Origin of the sequence: Enterobacter sp. kpr-6, from assembly GCF_900116015.1 — a bacterium.
Lineage (GTDB): Bacteria > Pseudomonadota > Gammaproteobacteria > Enterobacterales > Enterobacteriaceae > Enterobacter_D.
In genome coordinates this window covers 65,814-89,956 of sequence record NZ_FOYH01000003.1, presented here as the reverse complement: position 1 = coordinate 89,956, position 24,143 = coordinate 65,814, and the positions used below count along the sequence as shown (strand labels likewise).

The window sequence follows — 24,143 nt, the reverse complement described above, 5'->3', positions numbered from 1 at the left end:
ATTAGCGGCCACCCATAATCGCGATGTAATCCTGCGTCCACCGGCTGTACGGCACGAACTTCCCGCCCTCGGCTACCGGAGTTTTCCAGAAGGCGATCTTGTCAAAGAAGCCGTAACCGTTGGTGTCGCAGCCTTTTTCACCCAGTAAGGTGCTGGCTTTACAGCCTTCCGGCACCACAGGCAGCGATCCGAACCAGGCCGCCACGTCGCCCTGCACTTTTGGCGTCAGCGACCAGTTCATCCATTTGTAGGCGCAGTTCGGGTGTTTAGCGTCGGCGTGCAGCATGGTGGTGTCAGCCCAGCCGGTGACGCCCTCTTTCGGGAAGACGGTGGCAACCGGCTGATTTTCGCCCTTTAGCGCATTCGCCTGATACGGCCAGGCGCTGGAGGCCACTACGCCCTCGTTTTTGAAATCGCTCATCTGCACGGTGGTGTCGTGCCAGTAGCGGTGGATCAGCCCGTGCTGATCGCGCAGTACTTTCAGCACCGCCTGGTACTGTTCTTCCGTGAGCTGGTAGGGATCGTTAATGCCGAGATTCGGCTGGGTGGCTTTGACATACAGCGCGGCGTCAGCGATATAAATCGGCCCGTCGTAAGCCTGCACGCGGCCCTGATTGCTTTTGCCGTCCGGCAGATCCTGTTTTTCGAAGATTACTTTCCAGCTATCGGGCGCGGTGGGGAAGGTTTTGGTGTTGTACATCAACAGGTTCGGCCCCCACTGGTACGGTGTGCCGTAGACTTTACCGCCCACATTAAACCAGTCGCCCTTTTCCATGCGCGGATCGACGCTTTTCCAGTTTTCAATCAGCGCGGTGTTAATCGGCTGGACGCGCTTGCCCATGATCAGGCGCAGCGAGGCGTCACCGGAGGCGGTAACCAGATCGTAACCGCCTTTCGCCATCAGGCTGACCATTTCATCGGAGGTGGCGGCGGTTTTCACATTCACCGCGCAGCCGGTCTCTTTTTCGAACTGCGTTACCCAGTCGTATTGTTTGTCGGTCTGACCGCGCTCGATATACCCCGGCCAGGCGATAATATCCAGCCGCCCTTCGCCTTTGCCAATGGACGTTAGCGGTTCAGCGGCGTGTGCAGCCACCAGAGTCATGCCGAGCGAACACAGGCAGCCTCGGGCAAATTTATTGCTCATACGGTTTACTCCTGTCGCAAAGAAATGAGCGGCTGCCGTGCCGTAAAAATATCTCCTTTAATAAAGGTAGATTGCGCTTCAAAGCGGCAGAAAAATTTTGCTCAGGTTGTGACAGACTGCGCATTACCCTCTTTCGGAGTATAGACAAGGGGTTACGAACGTAGAGTTAGTTTGTGTTGCTATTCATATTTCATATGAATAGTGGAAATAAAGCCAGGGTAAACAATAACGAGAATAGGCCACATATTGATTTCTCATCATTTCTCTTATCGTTGAAATATTGATAGTGGTTATTTTTATTTTAAAACAGAGAAATCTCATTAATTGATTAATAATTTACATAGCACAAAATGGATAGCACCTCCCGGTAAAAGCCCCTATTAATTCACGTTTTTATATTCACAACTTCACACCATAGCAATTTTTTACACTGCTTAAACAACCTTCGCGGGAACATTCTCAAGGATTGTAATAATGTTAACATGCAGCTTTCATTTAAATGGCGGGCAAATGTCAACCCTAAACTGTCCGGGAGTGGGCTTTTTTCCCGCTTATTCAGGAAAGGCTGGGATGCATAGAAATAATCCAGATTCGATTAGCCAAAGTAAAAAGGGGCCGTTACCACCTGGAAGATATTACATTGTCAGCCGACCCCGTGGCGGACTGGGTTCTCGCTGGCATGATATGATTAAAGAGCTTGAAAGCGGCTCAAATCGTGACTTTTGGTTTGCCCTCTATCGCGATGATGGGCAATTAGATGACTTTACCTTTATTAAAGATGTCAGGCGCGGGGCCTTTCGCCTTCATCCCGCCGGGACGTCAGGAATTAGTGAAGGCTGTATTACGCTTTACAGTCACGCGCATTACAGAACCTTACTCCACGCACTATTGAACACGGCCCCGGTATCAATTAGGCCAGGACTAAAAGCATTCGGAATCATACAGGTAAATTGATGAAAGCAAAAACAGCTGTAGTAATATGGTTGAGCGAGCTGGCTCTACTGGTTGTGGTTTATTCTTTTTATTGTGCAATTGCACCTGATATTTGGCTTTACGATATATATACCGAACATTATGGTTTTGTCACTGAAGTTGAGTGGTATGATTGCTACATAATGGCTCTTATGATCCTGTCTGTCACAACGACCACCCTTTTGATCGCCGGGATTGCGTTTTATTTTCACCGAAATAATACAAGATCTTTGCCGGTCAATAAGTGACGCTTATTACACCATTAAAAAAGAGAACGGGATATTCAAAGAATAAGAATATCCCGTTTAATTAATTCAGTTCGTTGTAAATCAACTCACCCAGCAATTTCACCGCCTGTTCTTCGCGATGGCCCCAGCCCCACGAGGTGTTGAAACGGAAAAACGGTACCCAGGCGTCAGAGGTGGAAAACATCTTCCCTGGTGCGATGCTGATGTGGTGCGCCAGCGCCTGTTCACACAGCGCCCCGGCGTCGAGCGGTGCGGGCAGTTCAATCCATAAAAAATAGCCGCTGTCGCTGTGATGGATCTTCACTTCCGGCGGCAGATGGCGCAGTAGCGCCTGCCATGCCAGTTGTTTACGCTCGGCCAGCGCGCGGCGCAGACGCCTGAGATGGGCGTCGTAACGCTGGGTGGAGAGGTAATCCACCAGCGCAAGCTGCATCGGGGAACTGGTCGAGAGCGTGCTCATCAGTTGCAGTTGCTGAATGCGGCGGGCGTGTTTTCCGGCGGCGACCCAGCCGATGCGGAACCCGGCGACCAGGCATTTTGAGAATGACGAGCAGTGCAGCGTCATATCCTGGGTGTCCCAGGCTTTGGCGGGCAGCGGTTTTTCCCGCCCGTAATAGAGTTCGCTGTAGACGTCATCCTCAATCAGCGTGACGTTGTGCGCCGCCAGTAACGCCACCAGCCGCTCCTTTTTCGCCGCACTCAGGGTAAAGCCGAGCGGATTCTGGCTGTTGGTCATCAGCCAGCAGGCTTTGACCGGATACTCATTCAGCGCCTGGGCCAGCGCGTCCAGATCGATGCCTTCGGTGACGTCGGTTGCCACCGACAGCGCTTTTAATTTAAGCCTCTCCAGCGCCTGTAATGCGCCATAGAAACAGGGATTCTCAACAATTACCCAGTCGCCCGGCTCGGTCACCGCCTGTAAACTGAGGTTTAACGCCTCCAGCGCCCCGGCGGTGATCACGATCTCATCCGGCGAAATGGTCATCCCCTGCTGGGCATAGCGCCGGGCGATGGCGTGACGCAGCGCGGCATTGCCCGGCGGCAGATTTTCAATCACGCTCATCGCGGTGGCGGTTTTGCTGATGTTGGCTAACGAGCGGTTAAGCTGCTGCTGGGGAAAGAGATGCGGATCGGGGAATGCCGAACCAAACGGCAGCACGCGGGCGTCACAACTGGCCTGCAAAATCTCAAAAATGGTGGTGTTGATGTCGACCGCTTCATCGCGCATCACCTGCGCGGGCGGTGCGGGCTGACGCTCAACCGGGCGCGGCGCGACAAAATAGCCGGATTGGGGACGGGCAATGATCCGCCCCTGGCTTTCCAGTAACTGATAGGCGTGGCCGACGGTCATAAAGCTCATCCCGCTGTGCCGCACCTGCTCGCGCAACGACGGCAGCCGGTCCCCTGCCTGCCACACGCCCCGGTCAATCTGCTCCATGATTTGCTGCGCCAGCCGCTGGTATTTTTTCATCGTCATTTTTCGTTTGTCGGGCGGGATTAGGAAAACAAAAGCCCGCATAAGCGGGCGCGGTTAATCTTAAGCATCGGGCTTTAGTGCTCAGCCAGTTCACGGTAAAACGCAGGATTTGCCTGGATGGCGGCGAGGACTTTTGCCGCAAGGCCGGTGGGATTACGTCTTTTAGACTCCCAGCTTTTGATCGTATCAACGCTGGTTCCCAGCGCTTTTGCCATTTCGCTTTGTGAGACATTGAGATGTTTTCGGATAGCCTTAACATCAGCAATTTTAAAGCGTGTGACGCGGGGTGATACTTTAGTCCCATTTTTGATATCAACTGCCTCTTCAAGCGAGGTTTTTAACTCATCAAAAAAATTCATGTCATACCTCATCTTTCAGTAACCGGGTCAGTTTTTTAAGCTCTGCCTTTTCTGCATCGCTCAGGCTGTCTTTGACGTTTTTGGGATAAGCCATAATCAGCCAGATGATCTCTTTTGTCGCCAGAAAATAAATTACTCTGGCCCCGCCGCTTTTTCCCTGTGTGCCTGTTGCCATCCGGATTTTTCTCAGACCGCCTGTATTCTGGATTAGATCGCCTTTATCGGGGGTTTCAATCAGCTCCCGTTGTAGTTCCTTTAGATCATCATCCGTGGCTATCTGCTTTATCTGGCGCGTGAACATGGGCGTTTCAATAAATTCTGTCGCATGATTCAAAACTGACCTCCTTGTCTGGTGACAGAGTACACCTCAACGAGTACTAAGTACACTTTATATAATATCCGTGCCCGTTTCTCGCACTTACATTTCCTTAACCTAAACTTACCCTAGCCTCACATTGGCCGCTTACTATATCAGTTAAATGCAATCTGCCATAAATCTTAAACTGTTATCATAAAATATCGGGGATCTGCGTCTGCACGTTTGTTGCCCGGCTCATTACCATTAACACTAACAGCGGTATATCAGAGGGTGTGTATGTTTGGTCTTGATGCGTTTCACCTGGCGAGGATCCAGTTCGCCTTCACGGTTTCTTTTCATATTATTTTCCCGGCGATCACCATCGGCCTTGCCAGCTATCTGGCGGTGCTGGAGGGATTGTGGGTCAAAACCCGCAATCCGGTGTGGCGCTCGCTGTACCATTTCTGGTCGAAAATTTTCGCCGTGAATTTTGGGATGGGGGTGGTTTCAGGCCTGGTAATGGCCTATCAGTTTGGGACCAACTGGAGCGGATTTTCCCAGTTTGCGGGCAGTATTACCGGCCCGCTGCTGACCTATGAAGTGCTGACGGCGTTTTTCCTCGAAGCCGGATTCCTCGGTGTGATGCTGTTTGGCTGGAACAAAGTCGGTCCCGGCCTGCACTTTTTTGCCACCTGTATGGTGGCGCTCGGCACGCTGATGTCCACCTTCTGGATCCTTGCCTCTAATAGCTGGATGCACACCCCGCAGGGCTTTGAGATCCACAACGGCCAGGTGATCCCGGTGGACTGGTTCGCCGTTATTTTTAACCCGTCCTTCCCCTACCGCCTGCTGCACATGACCATTGCGGCGTTTCTCAGTAGCGCGCTGTTTGTCGGCGCATCGGCGGCCTGGCATCTGCTGCGCGGCAATAATTCGCCCGCCATTCGCACCATGTTCTCAATGGCGTTGTGGATGACGCTAATCGTCGCGCCGATTCAGGCGATGATCGGCGATATGCACGGCCTGAATACCCTTGAGCATCAGCCGGCGAAAATCGCCGCCATCGAAGGCCACTGGGAAAATAAACCGGGTGAAGCCACGCCGCTGCTGCTGTTCGGCATTCCCGATATGGAAGAAGAACGTACCCGTTACGGGCTGGAAATCCCGGCGCTCGGCAGCCTGATCCTGACCCACAGTTTCGATAAGCAGGTACCCGCGCTCAAAGAGTTCCCGAAAGAAAATCGGCCCAATTCCACCATTGTGTTCTGGTCGTTCCGCATCATGGTGGCGATGGGATTACTGATGATGCTGCTTGGCGTGGTGGCGCTGTGGCTGCGCTATAAACAGCGGCTGTACCAGTCGCGGCCCTTCCTGCATTTTGCGCTGTGGATGGGTCCGGCGGGGTTAATTGCGATCCTTGCGGGATGGGTGACAACGGAGGTCGGGCGGCAACCGTGGGTGGTTTACGGGCTGCAACGCACCATCGATGCCGTCTCCGGCCACGGTGATTTGCAGATGAGCATTAGCCTGCTGACCTTCTTTGTGGTCTACACCTCGGTGTTTGGCGTCGGCTACAGCTACATGGTGCGGCTGATTAAAGCCGGTCCACAGCCGCTGGATGAAATCCCTACGGATGGCCGCCCCGCTCGTCCTCTCTCCGCCACCCACGAGGAGTTCAAATAATGGGTATCGATTTGTCGGTAATCTGGTTTGTGATCATCGTCTTCGCCACGCTGATGTACATCGTGATGGACGGGTTTGATCTTGGCATCGGCATTTTGTTCCCGCTGGTGCGCGATGAAGACGACCGCGACGTGATGGTTAACAGCGTCGCCCCGGTATGGGACGGCAACGAAACCTGGCTGGTGCTCGGCGGTGCGGGGCTGTTTGGCGCGTTTCCGCTGGCCTACGCGGTGATCATCGATGCGCTGACCATTCCGTTAACGCTGATGCTGATCGGGCTGATTTTTCGCGGCGTGGCCTTTGAATTCCGCTTTAAAGCCACGCCCGCGCACCGTCCGTTCTGGGACAAGGCGTTTCTCGGCGGCTCGATCCTCGCCACGTTCACGCAGGGCGTGGTCGTGGGCGCGGTGATTAACGGCTTCCCGGTGGCGGATCGCACTTTCAACGGCGGGCCGCTGGACTGGCTGACCCCGTTTAACCTGTTCTGCGGCGTGGGTCTGGTGGTGGCGTATGCCCTGCTCGGCGCAAGCTGGCTGGTGATGAAAAGCGCGGGCGAATTACAGCAAAAAATGCGCCGGGCGGCGAAGCAGTTGCTGGTCACGCTGTTTGTGGTGACGGTGGCGATCAGCCTCTGGACACCACTGGCGCACCCGGCGATTGCCGAGCGCTGGTTCAGTCTGCCGAACATCTTCTTCCTGCTGCCAGTGCCGGTGCTGGTGGTGGTGCTGAGCGTCTGGCAGTGGCGCAGCCTGAATAATATGGATCACCACTCGTGGCCGTTTGTGCAGACGTTAGGGCTGATTTTCCTGGGCTTTAGCGGGCTTGGGATCAGCATCTGGCCGCATATTATTCCGCCGTCAGTCACGCTGTGGCAGGCAGCGGCCCCGCCGCAAAGCCAGGGCTTTATGCTGGTCGGCGCGCTGCTGATCATCCCGGTGATTTTGATGTACACCTTCTGGAGCTACTACGTGTTCCGTGGAAAAGTTAAGCCAGGCGAGGGGTATCACTGATGCGACAACCTTTGTGGAAGCGACTGTTATGGATGGTGGTGATCTGGGGCGGCAGCGTGCTGGCGCTGGGGGTAGTGAGTATGGGGTTCCGGCTGCTGATGAATGCAGCGGGGTTTAAGTCGCACTGAGTTTTACCCTCACCCTAACCCTCTCCCTGAGGGAGAGGGGACTAAAACCTCCCTCTCCCTCAGGGAGAGGGCCGGGGTGAGGGTTAAAACACTTATGCCCCTTTACGCTTCGGCAGCGTCTTCAGCAAATCCTCCGGACTCACCGACGCCACCACACTCCCCGCGTGCGGCATCTTCAGAATGTGGTTTTTGATTTTCCCCACCACGTGCATTTCACACGGGCGGCAGTCGAATTTCAGGGTCAGCACTTCATCCCCGTGCACCAGTTGCATCGGCGTCGCCTTCCAGCTTTTAATCGAGCCTTTCGCCTGTTTCGGGCACAAATTAAACGCAAAACGCAGGCAGTGTTTGGTGATCATCACCGGCACATCGCCCTTCTCTTCGTGCGCTTCATAAGCCGCGTCAATGAGCTGCACGCCATACTGATGGTAAAACTCGCGCGCTTTGGCATTGTAAACGTTCGCCAGGAACGACAGATGCGTTTCCGGGTAGACCGGCGCGGGCACTGACACCGCTTTACGGCTACCGCGCTCATACTGGTCAAGGCGCGCGGCATCGAGTAACTCCACCGTATCGCGGCGGAACTGATTAAGCAGGCTGTTCGGCACAAACAGCGCGCCCGGCAAATTCACCTGAATGTCGCGGGCGTAGTACAGCGACTGACCGAGCTTCGCAAGGCCGTCGTGTAACTGGTTCAGGGCTTTTTCCGCGTTGTTGGCTTCATCAAACTGACCGTCGAGCGTATGGGTGACGCTGATGCCGTCTTCACAGGTCAGGGTCAGGATCAACTGTTCCTGCCAGCCGCCGAGTTCAATATCCACCCCGATGCGGCGCTCGCTGGAGGTTTTGGTCAGCGCCTGCTGCCAGTTGTGATCGAGGTTGCGGTTCAGCGCCTGGTGTGGCTTCACTTTGTACAGATCGGCAGGCATTTCATTCGGGAAGACGCGGTAACGGTTTTCGGCGGTTTTCTCCACCGTATTGGCACGGAAACCGACGATTTCGCGTTTGATCATCACGTTCAGCCCGTCACCGTTCGCCAGCGGCTCGGTCACTTCCACATCCAGATGATCTTTACCGACGCGCAGCACTTCGCCCACCGGCAGACCGATAAATTTCGGCGAATCAAACGCGCCAATATCGGTTTTACGCGCATTCACGAAGTAATCCGTGCTGCCGCGATGGAAGGTTTTGTCGGTAGACGGAATAAAGAAATGCTCGGTGCGCCCGGCGGAGGAACGCGCCAGGTCGCCGCGATCTTCGATAATGGCATCGAGCATCTGGCGGTAATGAGCGGTGATGTTCTTCACATAGCTCATGTCTTTATAGCGCCCTTCGATTTTGAAGGAGCGCACGCCCGCGTCAATCAGCGCCGCCAGGTTTGCGGTCTGGTCGTTGTCTTTCATCGACAGGAGGTGTTTTTCATACGACACCACCCGGCCCTGATCGTCTTTTAAAGTGTACGGCAGGCGGCAAGCCTGCGAGCAGTCGCCCCGGTTGGCGCTGCGCCCGGTCTGGGCGTGGGAAATGTAGCACTGGCCGGAATACGCCACGCACAGCGCGCCGTGGATAAAGAATTCGATGGTGGAATCGGTGGCGGCGTGAATGTCATGGATCTGCTGCAAGTTCAGCTCACGGGCGAGAACGATTTGCGAGAAACCCACGTCCGAGAGAAATTTGGCTTTCTCGACGCTGCGGATATCACACTGGGTACTGGCGTGCAGTTCAATCGGCGGGATATCCAGTTGCAGAATCCCCATATCCTGCACGATCAGCGCATCCACGCCGGTCTGATAAAGATCGGTAATCAGCTTTTGCGCGGGTTCAAGTTCGTCGTCATGCAGAATGGTGTTCAGCGTCACGAACACTTTCGCGCCAAAGCGATGGGCGAACGGCACCAGATTTGCGATATCCGCCAGGCTGTTGCTGGCGTTGTGACGCGCACCAAAACCGGGGCCGCCAATATAGACCGCATCCGCGCCGTGCAAAATGGCTTCGCGAGCGATGTCGGTATCACGGGCAGGGCTCAAAAGTTCAAGATGATGGGGTTGCAGGCGCATAGGGTCTTATTATCCATGAGGAGCAAAATGGCGGCTATTGTAGTGATATCGGGCCGCAGACCAAAACACTTTCTCACCGCACGCTGGCGGGATAATGGATAAGCGAATGAAACTGCACGGTTTGCCCGCTGCTGTTGCGATAGGCATGGGGTTTGTCACCCGCGAAACGCACGCCGCTGTCTGCCACCAGCGTTTGCCACTGCCCGTCAATACACATATCAAGCTGGCCTGAAATCACAATCACATGTTCGATCACGCCCGCTTCGTGCGGGGTGGATTCACTTTGCGCACCGGGAGCCAGAGTGATGGAAAAGAGATCGAAGTGCAGTTGCGTATCCCACGGGAACAGCGGCGTGATGACCATCGCCTGCTGGTCGGGATCGTAGGGTTGCGGTGCGGCATCCGGGGCGGCAATAAACGTAGAGAACGGCACGTTCAGCCCGGTGGCGATTTTCCACAGCGTCGCCACTGTCGGACTGGATTCGTTGCGCTCGATCTGCCCAAGCATCGCCTTCGATACCCCTGTTTCTTCTGCCAGACGCGACAAACTCCAGCCGCGCCCCTGGCGCAGGGTTTTTAACGTCGCGGCTAAATAGTGTGCCAGTTCCATTTTCTCTCCCGTATCGGCAATGCGTTCTTTCTTGTGCGTTATAGCGCCCAGTGATACTTTCCCTGAACGTTATAACGCACAAGGAGCAACAATGCGCCTCTCTTCTGTACCCTTTCCCACCGCGCTTGCGGGCTTTGTCGCCGTGCTGGTGGGCTACGCCAGTTCCGCTGCCCTGATCTGGCAGGCGGCCTCCGGCGTCGGGGCAAGCAGCGCGCAAATCGCGTGCTGGATGACGGCGCTGGGGCTGGCGATGGGCGTCAGTACGCTCGCGCTGACGCTCTGGTACCGCGTGCCGGTGCTCACCGCCTGGTCCACGCCCGGTGCGGCATTGCTGGCGACCAGTCTGCACGGTGCCACCCTCAATGAGGCGGTAGGCGTGTTTATCTTCGCCAACGCGCTGATTGTGCTCTGCGGCGTCACCGGGCTATTCGCCCGCCTGATGAAAATCATTCCGCATTCGCTGGCGGCGGCGATGCTGGCGGGTATCTTACTGCGTTTTGGTCTGCAAGCCTTTACCCATTTGGATGGGGATTTTCTTATCAGCGGCAGTATGTTACTCGCATGGGTACTGTGTAAAGCGTGGCTGCCGCGCTACGCCATTGTCGCCACTCTGATTGTGGGGGCGCTCGCAGCGTGGCTTACAGGTGACGTTGTCACGCATAATCTGGCGTTCAACGTCGTGATGCCAGAATTCACCGCGCCGCACTTTACCTTCACCACCCTGATTAGTGTCGGCGTTCCGTTTTTCCTCGTGACCATGGCCTCACAGAATGCGCCGGGCGTGGCAACGATGCAGGCGGCGGGTTTTCATGTGGCCGTTTCACCGCTGATGATATTTACCGGCGCGCTGGCGCTACTGTTTTCCGTGTTCGGGGTCTATTCCATCTGCATTGCCGCGATCACCGCCGCCATTTGCCAAAGCCCGGATGCGCACCCGGACGCCAGCAAGCGCTGGCTCGCCGCCGCTGCCGCCGGGGTGTTTTACCTGCTTGCCGGGATTTTTGGTGGTTCGATAACCGCGCTGATGGCGGCGCTGCCGTTAAGCTGGATCCAGACGCTGGCGGGGCTGGCGCTGCTCGGCACCATTAGCGGCAGCCTGCATCAGGCGCTGGTCAATGAACGCGAGCGCGATGCGGCGATTGTCACCTTTCTGGTCACGGCCAGCGGCGTGACGCTACTCGGCGTCGGGTCGGCATTCTGGGGGTTGGTTGCCGGGGGAATTTGCTATGCCGTGTTTTCAGGTGCGCGACGGGCGTAACTGCGAGGGCGTCATGCCCTTCACGCTTTTAAAACGGTTGCTGAAATGGCTGGCAGAGTTGAAGCCGCAGGCCAGCGCGATTTCGGTCAGCGACAGCGTGCTGTGGCGCACCAGTTGCTCCGCCTGCGCCATCCGGCGCTGCATCACATACTGATGAGGGGCCAGGCCCATCGACTGGCGAAACATGCGCGCAAAATGGTATTCACTGAGCGCCGCTTCGCGGGCCAGGCAGTCGAGCGTCAGCGGTTCGCCGAGGTGCGCGTCGATATAGCCCAGCACGTTGCGTAACACCGTCGGGGCCAGCCCGCCCGTGACCGCAGGCAGACGCCAGTTCACGTTGGTGTAGCGTGAAACCAGATGGGTTAATAACAGCGTCGAGGCGGTGCTGAGCGCCAGTTGATTAGCCTGCTGCTGCCAGTCGCAGCCGAGCAGAAAATGGCGGTACAGGGCGGTGATTTGCGCGTCCTCACCAAACATCTGTTCGTTCAGGCTGAATGATGCCGGACTGCGATCCCAGACCTGCTCGCCGATAGTACGCAGGTGCTCATCGGTGCAGTAGAGATGCACAAACGACAGATCATCGCGGATATCCCAGCTCGATTCGCTCTCTTTTGGCATTAAACAAAACCGGTCCGGCCCGCCGCCGTTTTTCCAGCCGCTGCTGGTTTTGTGGTAGCTCTCGTAGCCGTCGGCAATGTACAGGCTCAGGGTGTGATGATCGCAATACTGGGTGATGTGATCGCGCTTGTTCGACCACGCCGCCAGTTGCATACCGGTGTTGAGGGCGACGGAGTCATGAAGCACCGCGTTGTGTTTGCGCAGGTTTTCAAAAGCACGATAGTTTTCGGACATAACGGCGATAACAATGGGTTAACAAGAATTTCAGTCTAGAGAGGATGCCCGGCGGTTACCAGCGTTTGTCCCCTTCTGCGGTAAAAAAGCGCAAGATTTTGCAAGTCCGCCGCAGCCTTATGCAAGCCCCCCGCCCGTTCACGCCGCACACTGCGTACAGGATCACAACGAAAGAGAGAAACAATGAACGCAGTGTTATACAGCCTGGTGGTAGTGATTTGGGGTACCACGTGGATAGCGATCTTCCTGCAACAGGGAACGGTGGCCGCACCGGTATCGATTTTCTGGCGGTTTGCGCTGGCGACCTTTGCCATCATGGTCGTCCTGAAGGTTATGCGCCGCCTGCGCACGCTGGCGCTGCGCGATCACCTGTTCTGCGTGTTGCAGGGCGCGTGTGTCTTCGGTTTTAACTTCTGGTGTTTTTACACCGCCGCCGCCTGGATCAACACCGGGCTGGAATCGGTGATTTTTTCTATGGCGGTGCTGTTTAACGCCGTGAACAGCTTTCTGTTTTTCGGCCAGAAACCCCCTGCCCGTTTTTTCCTCGCGGCATTGTTGGGGTTAACCGGGATTGTGGCGCTGTTCTGGCACGATCTGGTCGGCCAGGGGTTAAGCGGCACACTGCTGATGGGCATCGGCCTGTCGGCGCTCGGCACGCTGGGTTTTTCTATGGGCAATATGATTAGTCTGCGTCATCAGCGTAACGGGCTGGAAACCATGACCACCAACGCCTGGGCGATGCTCTACGGCACGCTGATTATGGGTGCGATTGCGCTGATCCGCGGCGATGATTTCACGCCGGAATGGACGCTGAGTTATCTCGGCGCGCTGGTCTATCTGGCCCTGTTCGGCTCGGTCATCGCCTTTGGCGCGTATTTCACCCTCATCGGGCGGATTGGTGCGAGCAACGCCGCTTACAGCACCCTGCTGTTTCCGCTGGTGGCGCTGACCATCTCCACGCTGTTTGAAGGCTACGTCTGGCATATGAATGCGGTGTTTGGGCTGGTGTTGATTCTGCTGGGGAATCTGGTGATGTTTGCACGCCCGGAGAAGTGGTTTCGCGGGCGGTATAGCGCAGGCCCGGCGAGCGTTGCGCCGCCGGGCAAGTGATTATGGCTTTGTGGGCTTAAACATCGCGGCGTCTGTCACCATGTCATCAACCACCTGTTTTAAGGTGTCCACGGTCAGCGGCGTGTTTTCGTTGCTCAGATCTTTGCCTTCACCCAGGCGGACAACCTTCAGCACCGGCTGGTTGGTGGCGGCATCGATCAGCTCGCCCTCAAAATAGAGGTGCGTATCCATGGTGCGATGGCCAGTTGCCACCTGCGTCCCGGCGATGACCAGCGCGACCGGCAGCACTTCATAGAACTGTAGCCCTTCTTTGCTGGTATCAACGCCGGTGATTGCGCCGCGGAAAATCAGGCTGTGAATGCCCGGCGCAGGCACCAGCGGTTTGCGCTGTGCGGCGACGGTTTGCAGGCGGGTATTCACGTAATTCAGGAGTTTATCCAGCGTCTGCTGGCTGACCTGATCGGTCGGTTTCGGGGCGGGATAATAGGTTATCGGCTGGAAAACGATGCTGTCGTAGTTATCAAGATTGTAGTTCGGGTCCACCCAACGCATCACCGGTTTACCGGTAGCGGAAGTGGTTTGTTGCAGCGTGGCGTAATCTTTTAAAAACCCGGAATACTGTTCCGGCGGCGTGACTTTTGGCGCGCAGCCAGCCAGTGCGAGCAGGCCGGTGAGCACGGCCACTTTACATAAAGTATTGGTACGCATGAAGATTCCCTTTGAGTGCACAAATGCAGGCGGCGTTATAGCAAATCAATGCCTTAGCTGTTGTGACCAAAAGAGTGCTGGCGGGGACTTTAAGAAAAAAAACCACCTGCGGGTTAACGCAGGTGGTGTGATTTTATTTGTCCAGATCGACCTGGTAAAAAATATGTTTTCCGAAAGGATCTATTTCGTAGCCTTTCACCTCTTTGCGCACCGGTTCAAAGATGGTGGAGTGCGCAATCATCACCGCTGGCATCTGATCGTGCATCATCTGCTGCGCCTGGGTGTAAAGCTCGGTACGTTTTTGCTGATCGGTTATCGCTTTCGCGTCGCTAATCAGCTTGTCGAACGGCTGATGGCACCATTTCGCCGAGTTCGATCCGCCGTCTGCCGACTGGCAGGTAAACAGCGGGCCGAAGAAGTTATCCGGGTCGCCGGTGGCCGTTGTCCAGCCCATCAGCGCCGCCTGATGCTCGCCGCCCTTCACGCGTTTTAAATATTCGCCCCACTCGAAGGTCACGATTTTTGCCGTCACGCCGATTTTCGCCCAGTCCGCCTGGATCATCTCCGCCATGCGTTTGGCGTTCGGATTATACGGGCGTTGCACCGGCATCGCCCACAGGTCGATGCTCATCCCCTTGTCAAAACCGGCCTCTTTCAGCAGCGCTTTGGCCTGCTCCGGCGAGTAGTCGTAATCTTTCAGGTTCGCATCGGCGCTCCAGACGCCCGGCGGCAGCAGGTTTTTCGCCGCTGTTCCGGTGCCCTGGAATACCGCATCAATAATGGCCGGTTTGTTGATGGCCATCGCCAGCGCCTGACGCACTTTCACATTATCCAGCGGCGCTTTTTGCGTGTTCAGCGCGAGGAAACCGGTGTTCAGCCCGGCTTTGCTCATCAGGTTAATGTCCGGGTTTTTCTTCATGCGCGGCAGATCGGCGGGGTTCGGGAACGCCATCACCTGACACTCATTTTTCTCAAGTTTGGCGTAGCGCACCGAAGCGTCCGGGGTGATGCTGAACACCAGACGGTCGAGCTTCGCCTTGCCCTGCCAGTAATCCGGGAAGGCGGTGAACAGAATGCGTGAGTCTTTCTGATACTGCGCCAGGCGGAACGGCCCGGTGCCGATCGGCTCCATATCGACGCGCTCCGGCGTGCCCGCTTTCATCATCGCATCGGCATATTCGGCAGAGAGGATCGAGGCGAAATACCACGCCAGATCCGCCACAAACGGCGCTTCCGGGTGCGCGAGCGTAAAGCGCACGGTGTTGTCGTCCACCTTATCAATGGCGGTGATCAGCTTGCCGAACTCCAGGCTTTCAAAGTTGGAGTAGTTGCCGTTTGAGACGTTGTGATACGGATGTTTCGGGTCTTTTTGCCGCATAAACGAGAAAATCACGTCGTCGGCGTTAAAATCGCGCGTCGGTTTAAAGTATTTATTACTCTGGAATTTCACCCCTTTACGCAGATGGAAAGTGTACGTTTTTCCGTCTTCGCTCACATCCCAGCGCTCGGCGAGGCTCGGTTCAAGCTCAGTGGTGCCGACCTTAAATTCGACCAGGCGGTTATACACCGGCACGGCGCTGGCATCCACGCTGGTGCCCGAGGTGTAAAGCTGGGGGTTAAAATTCTCCGGCGATCCTTCTGAACAGTAAACCAGTGTCTTCGCGCTTACCGTGGTGCTGACCGCGATTGCGCCCAGCGCCAGCGCTATTTTAGAGGGTTTGCTTATCATGTTTATCCTGTCTTTTTTGACGGCGGTGAAGTTTTGCTTGTTGTTTGCCCTGTCATACATAACATTAAAAGGAACTTGCAAACACCTGATAAATCGAATAAAGAAGGATTCACTATGTCATCGCCGCTCGCCAGTCAATTAACCCAACGCTTCTTCCGCTACCTCGCCATCACCAGTCAAAGCGATGCCGCTGCCACCACTTTACCGACCACGCCGGGCCAGCATGAGATGGCGCGCGAACTGGCTAACGAACTGGAAACGCTGGGTTTAAGCGACATCGTGATTGACGATCACGCCACCGTCACCGCCGTGAAAAAAGGCAACGTGCCAGGCGCGCCGCGCATCGGTTTTATTACCCATACCGATACCGTAGACGTCGGATTGTCGCCGGATATTCATCCACAGATCCTCACCTTTTCTGGCACAGACCTCTGCCTGAACGCGGAGCAGCAAATCTGGCTGCGCGTGGATGAGCACCCGGAAATCCTCGCCTACCCGAATGAAGAGATCATTTTTAGCGATGGCACCAGCGTACTTGGCGCGGATAACAAAGCCGCCGTCACCGTGGTGATGACGCTGCTGGAAAACCTCACCGCAGAGCATCAGCACGGCGATATCGTGGTGGCGTTTGTGCCGGATGAAGAAGTCGGCCTGCGCGGGGCGAAGGCGCTGGATCTGAAACGTTTTGACGTGGATTTTGCCTGGACCATCGACTGCTGCGAACTGGGTGAAATCGTCTATGAAAACTTCAACGCGGCGCAGGCGCAGATCCGCTTCACCGGCGTGACCGCGCACCCAATGTCCGCCAAAGGCGTGCTGGTGAATCCGCTGCTGATGGCGACCGATTACATCAACCATTTCGACCGCCTGCAAACACCGGAGCACACCGCTGACCGCGAAGGCTACGTCTGGTTTAACGGTATGGAAGCCGTGCAGGGCTATGCGGTGCTGAGTGCCAGCATTCGCGACTTTGATAAAGCTCGTTTTGAGGCGCGTAAACAGCAGATTGGCGAAGTGGCGGAACTGATCGCCCAGGCGCACCCGACGGCCAAAGTCGAATTTGAAGTGACCGACGTTTACAGCAACATCAGCAATGCGATTGGCGAGGATCGCCGGGCGGTGGATCTGATTTTTGAGGCGATGGAACAGGCAGGCGTGACGCCGAAACCAACACCGATGCGCGGCGGCACCGACGGCGCGGCGCTCTCCGCGAAAGGCATTCTGACCCCGAACTTTTTCACCGGCGCGCACAACTTCCATTCGCGCTTTGAATTCCTGCCGCTGAAATCCTTCGAGGCCTCTTACAACGTGGCGCTACAGCTCTGCCTGCTCGCCGCGCGTTAAGCGCTTTTTCGCGCCAGAAGCGTGGCAAAGCGTAATTTGATGCGGTTACCGTTGGCGTCGGTGCGGTGTAACTCACCGACGTCTTCGTTATATTTCAGTTGCTCCCAGCCCGCGTAATAATCGCGCAGCTCCCCTTCTTTAAAGGCAAAAGGGAAACCCACCGTGCACGGGTAATCCGCCGTATCCATCGCCGCCACGATCAGGTTGTAGCCGCCAGGCTTCGTGCAGCGCTGCATATTGGCGATCAACCCCGGAATGGTTTTCGCCTCTAAAAACATCATCACCACGGTTGAGAAAATAAAATCGTACTCGCCGTCAAAGGTCAGCGTGTTGAGATCTTTAATGGCGATATCGAGGTTATCCAGCCCTTCCGCCGCCTTAATGCGCTCCAGATTGGCGATGCTGGCCGGGTTTTTATCCCACGCCGTCACGTCGAAGCCGTTGGCGGCGAGATAGACGCTGTTGCGCCCGTTGCCACAGCCCAGATCCAGCGTTTTGCCTGGCGGAACCTGGGCCATGGCTTCAAGAATTTCAGAGTGCGTGCGGGTCAGGCCGTAGGTCTGGGTGAAATAGTTTTCATCACGAAGGGTCATGGTTTGTTCCTGGATTTTAAAAGCGTTATGGGATCGACGCGCGTTAACAGTTTGCCCTGCCATAACAGCTTCAGCGTCTGCAACATCAGCAGGGCGATAATCAGATTGGTGAACAGAAACAGCGGCAGCGCCAGGGTGTGAAAAAAGCCCGGCCCCACACTGTGGCCCAGATGCAGCCCGGTGGACGCCAGCGCCGACACGCCGAATGAGAAGCTCCAGAAAGTGGCGTTAAACGGCTGCGTGAGGTACCACGGCAGCAGGCGCAGCGTGAACAACAGTTGCAGCAGGCCATAGCCAAACAGCATTTTGGCGAGCGTATCCGCCTCGCCGCCGTTGACGCTTAACCAGGCGTTACAGGCCACCAGCGCGGGCGCAAGCTGGATGCCGAGCGAGGTACGCTGGGGAACAGGCAACTCGCCGGCGCTGCGCAACCGTTGCAGGATCACCGGCTCCAGGCTCAGCCAGGAGAAGATCCCCGCGCCGAGAAAGACAATCCCGGCATCGTGAAAGCCGAGCGCGCCGCAGGCCATGGCGCTGATAAAGTTATTCGCCACCGTCGGCAGGTAAAGCCCCGGCGTGGTGGCCTCCTCCGGATGCAGCCCGCGCCACAGCCCCGCCGATTGCCAGGCGGCATACGCCAGTTGAATGCTCACGCCAATACCAAACAGCACCAGCGACGCCGGGCGATACCAGGGCACAAAACCGATAGCCACCAGCATGGTGGTGGCCGGAAACAGGCTGACAAAACTGCTCATCACCGGATGGCGGATCTCTGCGATCACGCTGTGGGGAAAGCGCAGCAGCCGGGTAAGAAACGCCAGCGCCAGCAGCGCCCAGATGAGCGTTGCCAGCATCACCAGCCCCTCGCCCACCCGGTCCGTCACCGGCCAGATGGTGCTGGCATAGCGCCAGGCGAAGCCCATGCCAATGATCCCGAGCACCATGCCGAAGTAGCCGGCAGGCAGATTGAGTACCTTTTTACTCACAATTTTTTTACACATTTTGTTGAATAATTAAAATGTTATTTGAGATGCATTTTATGGAAAATCACGCGCAATAGCCAGCGGCGCAAAATTTGCTACGTTTAGTGGAGACCATTACGGAAACTCTCCAATGAATAAATATCAGCTCAGTGATGAGCGCCGCACATTTAGCTATTTTGATCGCGGCGAAAAGCACAGCGTCACCCTGCGTCAGATTATTGCCCTGCGTGATTTTAATGATGTCACCGCAGGCACCCCCGGCGGCTGGGTGGAAGATGAAAACGCCCTTTCTCAGGAGGGCGACTGCTGGATCTACGATGAAAACAGTCTGGTGTTTGGCGCAAGTCAGGTGCAGGGCAATGCGCGCATTACCCAGCCGTGCATTCTGCGTGAGGGCGTTATCATCAGCGAGAACGCGTGGGTGGACGCGGCCGAAATCAGCCACGGCGCACAGCTTTCCGGCAGCGTGCTGGTGCAAAAATCAGTGGTGCGCGGCGAGTGCCAGCTCTGTGACGAAGCCCGCATTCTCAACGGCAGCGAGATTATTGCCGCCAAAGGTTTAACCCCGGATCGCCATCAGCTCCTGCGCATTTATCAGCGGGCGACGGTCAACCGCTCACGGGTAGTGCATCAGGCGCAAATCTACGGCGACGCGATGGTGAGTTACGCCTTTATTGAGCATCGCGCGGAAGTGTTTGATTCCGCCCTGCTGGAAGGCAACGAGGAGAATGATGTCTGGGTCTGCGACTGCGCCAAAGTGTACGGCAACGCGCGACTGGTGGCGGGCCTGGAAGAGGATGCGATCCCGACGCTGCGCTACAGCGCACAGGTGGCAGAAAACGCCGTGGTGGAGGGCAACTGCATTTTAAAGCATCACGTGCTGGTGGGCGGTCACGCCAGGCTTAACGGCGGGCCGATTCTGCTGGATGACCGGGTAGTGATTCAGGGCGAGGTGAAAATCACGGGCAATGTGCTGATCGAGCATCAGATTGAGATCAGCGGCGAGGCGGTGATCGAGAGCAACGAGCACAACAGCATTCACCTGCGCGGGCCGAAGGTGATCAACGGCAGCGAGCATATCACCCGCACGCCGCTGATTGGCTCACTCTGAACGGTCGATGATGCGCGCGTAGATGTTCTGGTCGTGGTACGCGCCATTCAGAAATTCCGCTTCCTTCAGGCACCCTTCGAGGGTGAACCCGTTGCGCAGCGCCACCTGGTTGCTGGCCTCGTTCGCCACCCGGCATTTGATCACAAAGCGACGGATCGTGCCGTTCTGCACGTAGTAATCGATAAACGCCTGCAACGCCTGGGATAACAGCCCCTGCCCCTGATGATCTTCGTCGATCCAGTACCCGATGTAGCCGGTTTTATTCAGCGGCTCAATGGAATTAAACGACAGCACGCCGATGATGCGCTGGTTAAACATCAGCAAAAACATTTTGGCGTAGCCGCGCTCGTGCAGCATGACGTTGCTTTGCGCGTTTTTGAGTGAGTCCTCTTCACTGCCCACAAACTGCGGCCAGTTTAAAAACTGTTGCAGCCAGGTTTTGTTTTTCAGCACCAGTTGGTGGAGTTCGGGAACAAAACGCTCGTGGATGGCGGTGAGTTGCAGGGCGTCGGAGACGGGGATGGTTTCGGTCATTGTTTTACCTTGTGGTTTCGGTTTCGCCCCTCACCCTAACCCTCTCCCACGGGGAGAGGGGACAAAACCACCCTCTCCCTGAGGGAGAGGGTCGGGGTGAGGGTCTTAGCGCATCACCCTGTCGTCAACATAGTTGCGCTTATCTGCCGCAGGCGGGAAATACTGGTACAGCCAGGTTTCGCTGATCGCATCACCCTGGCAGCGCAGGAACATGCGCATGTCCACCGGGTCGGTAGCATCATTGGTCGGATACCAGTCAAACTGAATACGGTAGCCGTCGATAGGCTCCACGTAGAGAATTTCCACCTGCTTCGCTTCACCGTTGGAGAGCGTAATCACCGGTTCTATGCCCTTCGGTGCGGAGGCTTTAATATCACCGCCAACAAAATCCACCGCGAAACGGCGCGCCCAGACTTTCGGGAAGTGCTCGCCTGGTGCCCAGCCTTCCGGGAAGCCGCCCATACCCGTGCGGGTCGCCAGTACGCGGGCCATCGGCGTATGCACCGGCGGCTGCGCGCTCCAGAACAGGCGATACTGGAATTCCAGATCGTCGCCCGCTTTGATCGGCTTTTCCGGCTGCCAGAAGCAGACGATGTTATCCAGCGTTTCGCCGGTGGTCGGGATCTCCATCAGCCCCACCGCGCCTTTGCCCCACTTGTTACGCGGCTCCACCCACAGACTTGGACGCTTGTTGTACCAGCCCATAATGTCCTGATAGTGGGAGAAATCGCGGTCAAGTTGCAGCAAACCGAAGCCTTTCGGGTTGTTATCCTGATAGGCGTTGAACTGCAATTTTTGCGGGTTGTTCAGCGGGCGGCAGATCCACTCGCCGTTGCCGCGCCACATCGCCAGGCGGTCGGAATCGTGGATTTGCGGGTGGATGGTGTCGCACATCCGGCGCTCGTTGTTGCCGCAGCTAAACATGCTGGTCATCGGCGCAATGCCGAGCTGTTTGATGTCTTTACGCGCATACAGGTGGTTATCCACCTCCATGATCACCTGGCTCTTCTCGCAGTGGATCACGAACTTATACGCACCGGTCAGGCTCGGGCTGTCGAGCAGGGCGTAAACCGTAAAGGTGGTGTCATTCGCCCCGGCGGTTTCAAACCAGAACGAGGTGAAATCCGGGAACTCTTCCGGCGTATCGGTAAAGGTATCGATCGCAACGCCGCGTGCCGACAAACCGTACTGATAGGTGCTGTCCACCGCGCGGAAATAGCTCGCGCCGAGGAAAGAGACGATATCGCGGCGCGCCAGTTCCGGGGCTTTGAAGGCGCGGAATCCGGCAAAACCGAGATCGCTCTGCCCTTCTAACTGCTTCGTGTCCACACCCGCGTCGTGATAGTTGAACAATTCAGGGCGGAAATGGATCTCACGCGCCTGATGGTTCACCGGATCGAGGGAGAACATCCGCACGCGGCGACGAAAGCCCATGCCGACGTGGAAGAACTGCACGTCAAGCTGGCGGTCGGGAATGTTATTCCACAACGAATGCTGCGCGTCATACTGAATGCTGTTGTACGCCTGCGGCGTGAGCGTTGCCAGCGTCGCAGGCAGTGCTTTGGGTGCACCGCCCCACGGACTTTGTGCGATATCGTGCGCCATGGATTGCAACACGGAAAAATCGAAGCGACGGCTCTGACCGTCGGCGATATCTGAATCCGCCGCAAAAGCCTCGCGCGAAAAGAGAGAAGCGAGTCCGGTTGTCCCGCATGCAGCGGCCAGAGCCATTGAGGATTTAATAAAACGTCTGCGGTTCATGCCTGAGAATACGTCCTTTTGGTCGTGTGAAAGGATCTCTGCCAGAAAGCCTGCGCGGCAGAAAAAACCCGTCCACTCTAGACAATAATCATTCAGAATCCAATGGTTGGTTAACGATCGCGGGGACAAATCACGCTTTTTTGAATGTCGAGGGGAAAAGGCTGATTCGAAGGTAAAGAAAGGTATAAAAAACCCCCGCCCGTACATCAGCGGACAGGGGCAAAATTGAGGCTTATTGCGTGCTTACACTGACATCAATACCCGGAAAGTATTTAGCGGCAAGCTTTGTTATCGTGCCGTCGGCACGGACTTTATCTATGGCGGCGTCAAGCTGCTTTTTGCTGGCCTCATCGCCTTTACGCAGCCCAAAACCGATGCCGCTGCCGAGGATCGTATCGTCGGACACTGGTTTACCGATAAATCCAAAGCCTTTGCCTTGTGGTTTGCTGAGGAACCCGGCCTGGCCTGCGGCAGACATCACCAGCGAGGCGTCAATCCGCCCGTTTTGCAAATCCGCCCACGCCATATTCTGATCTTTATACGACACTACAGTGACACCCTGCTTTTCCCAGTGCTCTTTGGCATAGGTTTCCTGAATGGAACCTTGCAGTACGCCGATGGTTTTCCCCTTCAGTCCTTCCGGCGTCGCTTCCATCCCGTCGCCCGCTTTGCCCACCAGTTGGGAAGGAATGCGATAGATAGGCTGGGTGAAATCGATGCTTTGCTTGCGTTGATCGGTAATGTTCATCGCCGAGTTAATGGCATCGAATTTTTTCGCCATCAGGCCCGGGATCAGCGCATCGAATGAGGTCTCCACCCAACTGCATTTCAGCGCCGCCGCCGTACAAATCGCCTTACCCAGTTCGATATCAAAACCTTCCAGTTCGCCTGCGGCGTTGCGGCTTTCAAACGGCGGGTATTCCGCTTCCAGCCCGTAACGTAATTCTGTGGCAGCAAAAGAGGACAGCGAGCAAAGCAGACCCATTCCCAGACAGAGTGCTTTTAATTTCATCAATAACGCTCCTTAGCGTGGCTTAACCCGACACAGGGCCTGCGCCCCTGCCCGTAATGTCGCCTCGTCTTTCGCAAAAGAGAGGCGGATCAGTTTGTTATCCGTCCCGTCGGTATAAAACGCGGATAACGGAATGGTGGCAACACCGTATTCAACAATTAATCGCTTAACTAACTCGCTGTCACTTTCATCGCTGAAATGGCTGTAATCGGCAAGCAGGAAAAACGATCCGGCACTCGGTAACAGACGGAACGGCGATTCCGCCAGCAGCGTTTGCAGCAGGTCGCGCTTGCGCTGATAAAAGGGAGCGAGCGAAAGCCAGGTCTGCGGATCGTTCATATGTTCAGCAAAGGCGTACTGCATCGGCGTGTCGGCGGAGAACATCAAAAACTGATGCACCTTGCAGATCTCCTCCATCAGTTCGTACGGGGCGACGCAGTAGCCCACCCGCCAGCCGGTGACGTGATAGGTTTTGCCAAACGAGGAGATAATCACGCTGCGCTGGGCCAGCTCCGGGTGCGTGGCCATGCCGTGATGCGGTTCGCCGTCAAACACCACATGCTCATACACTTCATCGGACAAAATCACGATGTCGGTGTTGCTGGTGAGCCGCGCCAGGTGCGCCAGATCCTCTTTAGAAAACACCTGCCCGCTGGGATTGTGCGGCGAGTTAACAATGATCATCCGCGTACGTGGTGTAATGGCGGCGCTTACTTCGTCCCAGTTGACCTTAAAATCGGGCACCGTGAGTTTGATGGCGACCGGCGTTGCGCCCTGCAAGCGCACAATCGGCGCGTAGCTGTCGAACGATGGCTCAAAGTAAATCACCTCATCGCCCGGATGCACCAGCCCGCTGATGGCAGAGTAGAGCCCTTCGCTGGCGCTGGCGGTGATCAGCACTTCGCGATCAACGTCATAACGGGTGCCATACAGCGTGGCGATTTTATCTGCGATCCGCTCTTTCAGGGTGCGCAGGCCGGTCATGGCGGCGTACTGGTTATGCCCTTCCTGCATCGCGCGGGTAACGCCCGCAATCAGTCCGGCGTCACAGGAAAAGTTCGGCGCGCCCTGCGAAAGATTAATGGCGTTGTGCTCAGCGGAAAGCTGGCCGATCACGGTAAAAATAGTGGTGCCAACATCGGGCAGTTTTGAGCGGGTTTGCACCGGAGTACGCAACGTCATCATGGTTCCTTTCTGG

Annotated in this window: 24 protein-coding genes; 9 read left to right on the top strand and 15 right to left on the bottom strand. The window is 56.1% G+C overall.

Going from position 1 to position 24,143, the window contains the following annotated elements; genetic code table 11:
• Window position 1 precedes the first annotated feature (1 nt).
• A complete protein-coding gene (gene ydcS, locus BM373_RS09395) occupies window positions 2-1,147 on the bottom strand; it encodes a putative ABC transporter substrate-binding protein YdcS (RefSeq protein ID WP_090461177.1) in 1,146 nt (381 codons plus the stop codon).
• Between the two features lie 474 nt (window positions 1,148-1,621).
• On the opposite strand from ydcS, the gene BM373_RS09390 reads away from it, so the two are divergent.
• Window positions 1,622-2,101 carry a DUF2778 domain-containing protein gene (locus BM373_RS09390; protein ID WP_090461176.1) on the top strand — a complete coding sequence of 160 codons (480 nt, stop codon included), beginning with the start codon at window positions 1,622-1,624 and terminating at the stop codon, window positions 2,099-2,101.
• The gene (locus BM373_RS09385) at window positions 2,101-2,367 is read left to right on the top strand and encodes a hypothetical protein (RefSeq protein WP_090461175.1); all 267 of its coding nucleotides are present in this window, start codon (window positions 2,101-2,103) and stop codon (window positions 2,365-2,367) included. Before BM373_RS09390 ends, BM373_RS09385 begins: the two co-directional genes overlap by 1 nt.
• Before the next feature lie 61 nt (window positions 2,368-2,428).
• On the opposite strand, the gene BM373_RS09380 is transcribed toward BM373_RS09385, so the two are convergent.
• The 3 genes from BM373_RS09380 to BM373_RS09370 form a co-directional block, all read right to left on the bottom strand.
• On the bottom strand, window positions 2,429-3,838 hold the full coding sequence (locus BM373_RS09380) for an aminotransferase-like domain-containing protein (RefSeq protein WP_090461174.1): 1,410 nt from the start codon (window positions 3,836-3,838) through the stop codon (window positions 2,429-2,431).
• Window positions 3,839-3,918: 80 nt separating this feature from the next.
• Window positions 3,919-4,203, bottom strand: coding sequence for a NadS family protein (gene nadS, locus BM373_RS09375; protein ID WP_090461173.1), 285 nt, complete (start codon window positions 4,201-4,203; stop codon window positions 3,919-3,921).
• Between the two features lies 1 nt (window position 4,204).
• Window positions 4,205-4,537 (bottom strand): type II toxin-antitoxin system RelE/ParE family toxin, encoded by a 333-nt coding sequence (locus BM373_RS09370; RefSeq protein WP_090461172.1) that lies wholly within the window; start codon window positions 4,535-4,537, stop codon window positions 4,205-4,207.
• A 261-nt stretch (window positions 4,538-4,798) separates the two neighbouring features.
• Between BM373_RS09370 and BM373_RS09365 the strand changes: the two genes are divergently transcribed.
• Genes BM373_RS09365 through BM373_RS09355 form a run of 3 tightly spaced genes read left to right on the top strand, consistent with a single transcriptional unit; the run spans window position 4,799 to window position 7,322 of the window.
• Complete coding sequence (locus tag BM373_RS09365; RefSeq protein WP_090461171.1) at window positions 4,799-6,184, top strand: cytochrome ubiquinol oxidase subunit I; 1,386 nt, start codon at window positions 4,799-4,801, stop codon at window positions 6,182-6,184.
• A complete protein-coding gene (gene cydB / locus BM373_RS09360) occupies window positions 6,184-7,194 on the top strand; it encodes a cytochrome d ubiquinol oxidase subunit II (RefSeq protein ID WP_090461170.1) in 1,011 nt (336 codons plus the stop codon). Before BM373_RS09365 ends, cydB begins: the two co-directional genes overlap by 1 nt.
• Window positions 7,194-7,322, top strand: a complete 129-nt coding sequence (locus BM373_RS09355; RefSeq protein WP_090461169.1) for a DUF2474 domain-containing protein — start codon at window positions 7,194-7,196, stop codon at window positions 7,320-7,322. Before cydB ends, BM373_RS09355 begins: the two co-directional genes overlap by 1 nt.
• A gap of 92 nt (window positions 7,323-7,414) precedes the next feature.
• On the opposite strand, the gene BM373_RS09350 is transcribed toward BM373_RS09355, so the two are convergent.
• Together BM373_RS09350 and BM373_RS09345 are read right to left on the bottom strand one after the other, a co-directional pair.
• On the bottom strand, window positions 7,415-9,379 hold the full coding sequence (locus BM373_RS09350) for a peptidase U32 family protein (protein WP_090461168.1): 1,965 nt from the start codon (window positions 9,377-9,379) through the stop codon (window positions 7,415-7,417).
• Window positions 9,380-9,452: 73 nt separating this feature from the next.
• Window positions 9,453-9,989, bottom strand: a complete 537-nt coding sequence (locus tag BM373_RS09345; protein ID WP_090461167.1) for a helix-turn-helix domain-containing protein — start codon at window positions 9,987-9,989, stop codon at window positions 9,453-9,455.
• 91 nt (window positions 9,990-10,080) lie between these two features.
• On the opposite strand from BM373_RS09345, the gene BM373_RS09340 reads away from it, so the two are divergent.
• Window positions 10,081-11,247, top strand: a complete 1,167-nt coding sequence (locus BM373_RS09340) for a benzoate/H(+) symporter BenE family transporter (protein WP_090461166.1) — start codon at window positions 10,081-10,083, stop codon at window positions 11,245-11,247.
• Here BM373_RS09340 and BM373_RS09335 read toward each other — a convergent pair.
• Window positions 11,227-12,099 carry a helix-turn-helix domain-containing protein gene (locus BM373_RS09335; RefSeq protein ID WP_090461165.1) on the bottom strand — a complete coding sequence of 291 codons (873 nt, stop codon included), beginning with the start codon at window positions 12,097-12,099 and terminating at the stop codon, window positions 11,227-11,229. The two genes, BM373_RS09340 and BM373_RS09335, sit on opposite strands and share 21 nt — an antisense overlap.
• A gap of 183 nt (window positions 12,100-12,282) precedes the next feature.
• On the opposite strand from BM373_RS09335, the gene BM373_RS09330 reads away from it, so the two are divergent.
• On the top strand, window positions 12,283-13,209 hold the full coding sequence (locus BM373_RS09330) for a DMT family transporter (protein WP_090461164.1): 927 nt from the start codon (window positions 12,283-12,285) through the stop codon (window positions 13,207-13,209).
• Here the strand turns inward: BM373_RS09330 and BM373_RS09325 are convergent, their stop codons facing one another.
• Both BM373_RS09325 and BM373_RS09320 read right to left on the bottom strand, forming a co-directional pair.
• Window positions 13,210-13,878 (bottom strand): DUF3313 domain-containing protein, encoded by a 669-nt coding sequence (locus BM373_RS09325; protein ID WP_090461163.1) that lies wholly within the window; start codon window positions 13,876-13,878, stop codon window positions 13,210-13,212.
• 133 nt (window positions 13,879-14,011) lie between these two features.
• A complete protein-coding gene (locus BM373_RS09320) occupies window positions 14,012-15,607 on the bottom strand; it encodes an ABC transporter substrate-binding protein (RefSeq protein WP_090461162.1) in 1,596 nt (531 codons plus the stop codon).
• A 114-nt stretch (window positions 15,608-15,721) separates the two neighbouring features.
• On the opposite strand from BM373_RS09320, the gene pepT reads away from it, so the two are divergent.
• Complete coding sequence (pepT, locus tag BM373_RS09315; RefSeq protein ID WP_090461161.1) at window positions 15,722-16,951, top strand: peptidase T; 1,230 nt, start codon at window positions 15,722-15,724, stop codon at window positions 16,949-16,951.
• Here the strand turns inward: pepT and tehB are convergent.
• Together tehB and tehA are read right to left on the bottom strand one after the other, a co-directional pair.
• Complete coding sequence (gene tehB / locus BM373_RS09310; protein WP_090461160.1) at window positions 16,948-17,544, bottom strand: tellurite resistance methyltransferase TehB; 597 nt, start codon at window positions 17,542-17,544, stop codon at window positions 16,948-16,950. The two genes, pepT and tehB, sit on opposite strands and share 4 nt — an antisense overlap.
• Window positions 17,541-18,545 (bottom strand): dicarboxylate transporter/tellurite-resistance protein TehA, encoded by a 1,005-nt coding sequence (gene tehA, locus BM373_RS09305; RefSeq protein WP_090461159.1) that lies wholly within the window; start codon window positions 18,543-18,545, stop codon window positions 17,541-17,543. Before tehA ends, tehB begins: the two co-directional genes overlap by 4 nt.
• Window positions 18,546-18,657: 112 nt before the next feature.
• Here tehA and ydcK point away from each other — a divergent pair, with 112 nt between their 5' ends.
• Window positions 18,658-19,638, top strand: coding sequence for a YdcK family protein (gene ydcK, locus BM373_RS09300; protein WP_090461158.1), 981 nt, complete (start codon window positions 18,658-18,660; stop codon window positions 19,636-19,638).
• On the opposite strand, the gene rimL is transcribed toward ydcK, so the two are convergent.
• The 4 genes from rimL to BM373_RS09280 all read right to left on the bottom strand — a co-directional run bounded on the left by rimL (window position 19,630) and on the right by BM373_RS09280 (window position 24,127).
• The gene (rimL, locus tag BM373_RS09295; RefSeq protein ID WP_090461157.1) at window positions 19,630-20,172 is read right to left on the bottom strand and encodes a 50S ribosomal protein L7/L12-serine acetyltransferase; all 543 of its coding nucleotides are present in this window, start codon (window positions 20,170-20,172) and stop codon (window positions 19,630-19,632) included. The genes ydcK and rimL overlap by 9 nt on opposite strands.
• Window positions 20,173-20,277: 105 nt before the next feature.
• Window positions 20,278-21,933 carry a glucan biosynthesis protein D gene (locus tag BM373_RS09290; RefSeq protein WP_090461156.1) on the bottom strand — a complete coding sequence of 552 codons (1,656 nt, stop codon included), beginning with the start codon at window positions 21,931-21,933 and terminating at the stop codon, window positions 20,278-20,280.
• Window positions 21,934-22,165: 232 nt separating this feature from the next.
• A complete protein-coding gene (locus tag BM373_RS09285) occupies window positions 22,166-22,945 on the bottom strand; it encodes a transporter substrate-binding domain-containing protein (RefSeq protein ID WP_090461155.1) in 780 nt (259 codons plus the stop codon).
• A 12-nt stretch (window positions 22,946-22,957) separates the two neighbouring features.
• Complete coding sequence (locus BM373_RS09280) at window positions 22,958-24,127, bottom strand: pyridoxal phosphate-dependent aminotransferase (protein WP_090461603.1); 1,170 nt, start codon at window positions 24,125-24,127, stop codon at window positions 22,958-22,960.
• Window positions 24,128-24,143: the final 16 nt, after the last annotated feature.

Excerpts from the sequence above, each read along its gene's own strand:
- ydcS (WP_090461177.1), bottom strand. The coding sequence starts at position 1,147 with ATGAGCAATAAATTTGCCCGAGGCTGCCTGTGTTCGCTCGGCATGACT.
- BM373_RS09390 (WP_090461176.1), top strand. The coding sequence starts at position 1,622 with ATGTTAACATGCAGCTTTCATTTAAATGGCGGGCAAATGTCAACCCTA.
- BM373_RS09385 (WP_090461175.1), top strand. The coding sequence starts at position 2,101 with ATGAAAGCAAAAACAGCTGTAGTAATATGGTTGAGCGAGCTGGCTCTA.
- BM373_RS09380 (WP_090461174.1), bottom strand. The coding sequence starts at position 3,838 with ATGAAAAAATACCAGCGGCTGGCGCAGCAAATCATGGAGCAGATTGAC.
- nadS (WP_090461173.1), bottom strand. The coding sequence starts at position 4,203 with ATGAATTTTTTTGATGAGTTAAAAACCTCGCTTGAAGAGGCAGTTGAT.
- BM373_RS09365 (WP_090461171.1), top strand. The coding sequence starts at position 4,799 with ATGTTTGGTCTTGATGCGTTTCACCTGGCGAGGATCCAGTTCGCCTTC.
- cydB (WP_090461170.1), top strand. The coding sequence starts at position 6,184 with ATGGGTATCGATTTGTCGGTAATCTGGTTTGTGATCATCGTCTTCGCC.
- BM373_RS09355 (WP_090461169.1), top strand. The coding sequence starts at position 7,194 with ATGCGACAACCTTTGTGGAAGCGACTGTTATGGATGGTGGTGATCTGG.
- BM373_RS09350 (WP_090461168.1), bottom strand. The coding sequence starts at position 9,379 with ATGCGCCTGCAACCCCATCATCTTGAACTTTTGAGCCCTGCCCGTGAT.
- BM373_RS09345 (WP_090461167.1), bottom strand. The coding sequence starts at position 9,989 with ATGGAACTGGCACACTATTTAGCCGCGACGTTAAAAACCCTGCGCCAG.
- BM373_RS09340 (WP_090461166.1), top strand. The coding sequence starts at position 10,081 with ATGCGCCTCTCTTCTGTACCCTTTCCCACCGCGCTTGCGGGCTTTGTC.
- BM373_RS09335 (WP_090461165.1), bottom strand. The coding sequence starts at position 12,099 with ATGTCCGAAAACTATCGTGCTTTTGAAAACCTGCGCAAACACAACGCG.
- BM373_RS09330 (WP_090461164.1), top strand. The coding sequence starts at position 12,283 with ATGAACGCAGTGTTATACAGCCTGGTGGTAGTGATTTGGGGTACCACG.
- BM373_RS09325 (WP_090461163.1), bottom strand. The coding sequence starts at position 13,878 with ATGCGTACCAATACTTTATGTAAAGTGGCCGTGCTCACCGGCCTGCTC.
- BM373_RS09320 (WP_090461162.1), bottom strand. The coding sequence starts at position 15,607 with ATGATAAGCAAACCCTCTAAAATAGCGCTGGCGCTGGGCGCAATCGCG.
- pepT (WP_090461161.1), top strand. The coding sequence starts at position 15,722 with ATGTCATCGCCGCTCGCCAGTCAATTAACCCAACGCTTCTTCCGCTAC.
- tehB (WP_090461160.1), bottom strand. The coding sequence starts at position 17,544 with ATGACCCTTCGTGATGAAAACTATTTCACCCAGACCTACGGCCTGACC.
- tehA (WP_090461159.1), bottom strand. The coding sequence starts at position 18,545 with ATGTGTAAAAAAATTGTGAGTAAAAAGGTACTCAATCTGCCTGCCGGC.
- ydcK (WP_090461158.1), top strand. The coding sequence starts at position 18,658 with ATGAATAAATATCAGCTCAGTGATGAGCGCCGCACATTTAGCTATTTT.
- rimL (WP_090461157.1), bottom strand. The coding sequence starts at position 20,172 with ATGACCGAAACCATCCCCGTCTCCGACGCCCTGCAACTCACCGCCATC.
- BM373_RS09290 (WP_090461156.1), bottom strand. The coding sequence starts at position 21,933 with ATGAACCGCAGACGTTTTATTAAATCCTCAATGGCTCTGGCCGCTGCA.
- BM373_RS09285 (WP_090461155.1), bottom strand. The coding sequence starts at position 22,945 with ATGAAATTAAAAGCACTCTGTCTGGGAATGGGTCTGCTTTGCTCGCTG.
- BM373_RS09280 (WP_090461603.1), bottom strand. The coding sequence starts at position 24,127 with ATGACGTTGCGTACTCCGGTGCAAACCCGCTCAAAACTGCCCGATGTT.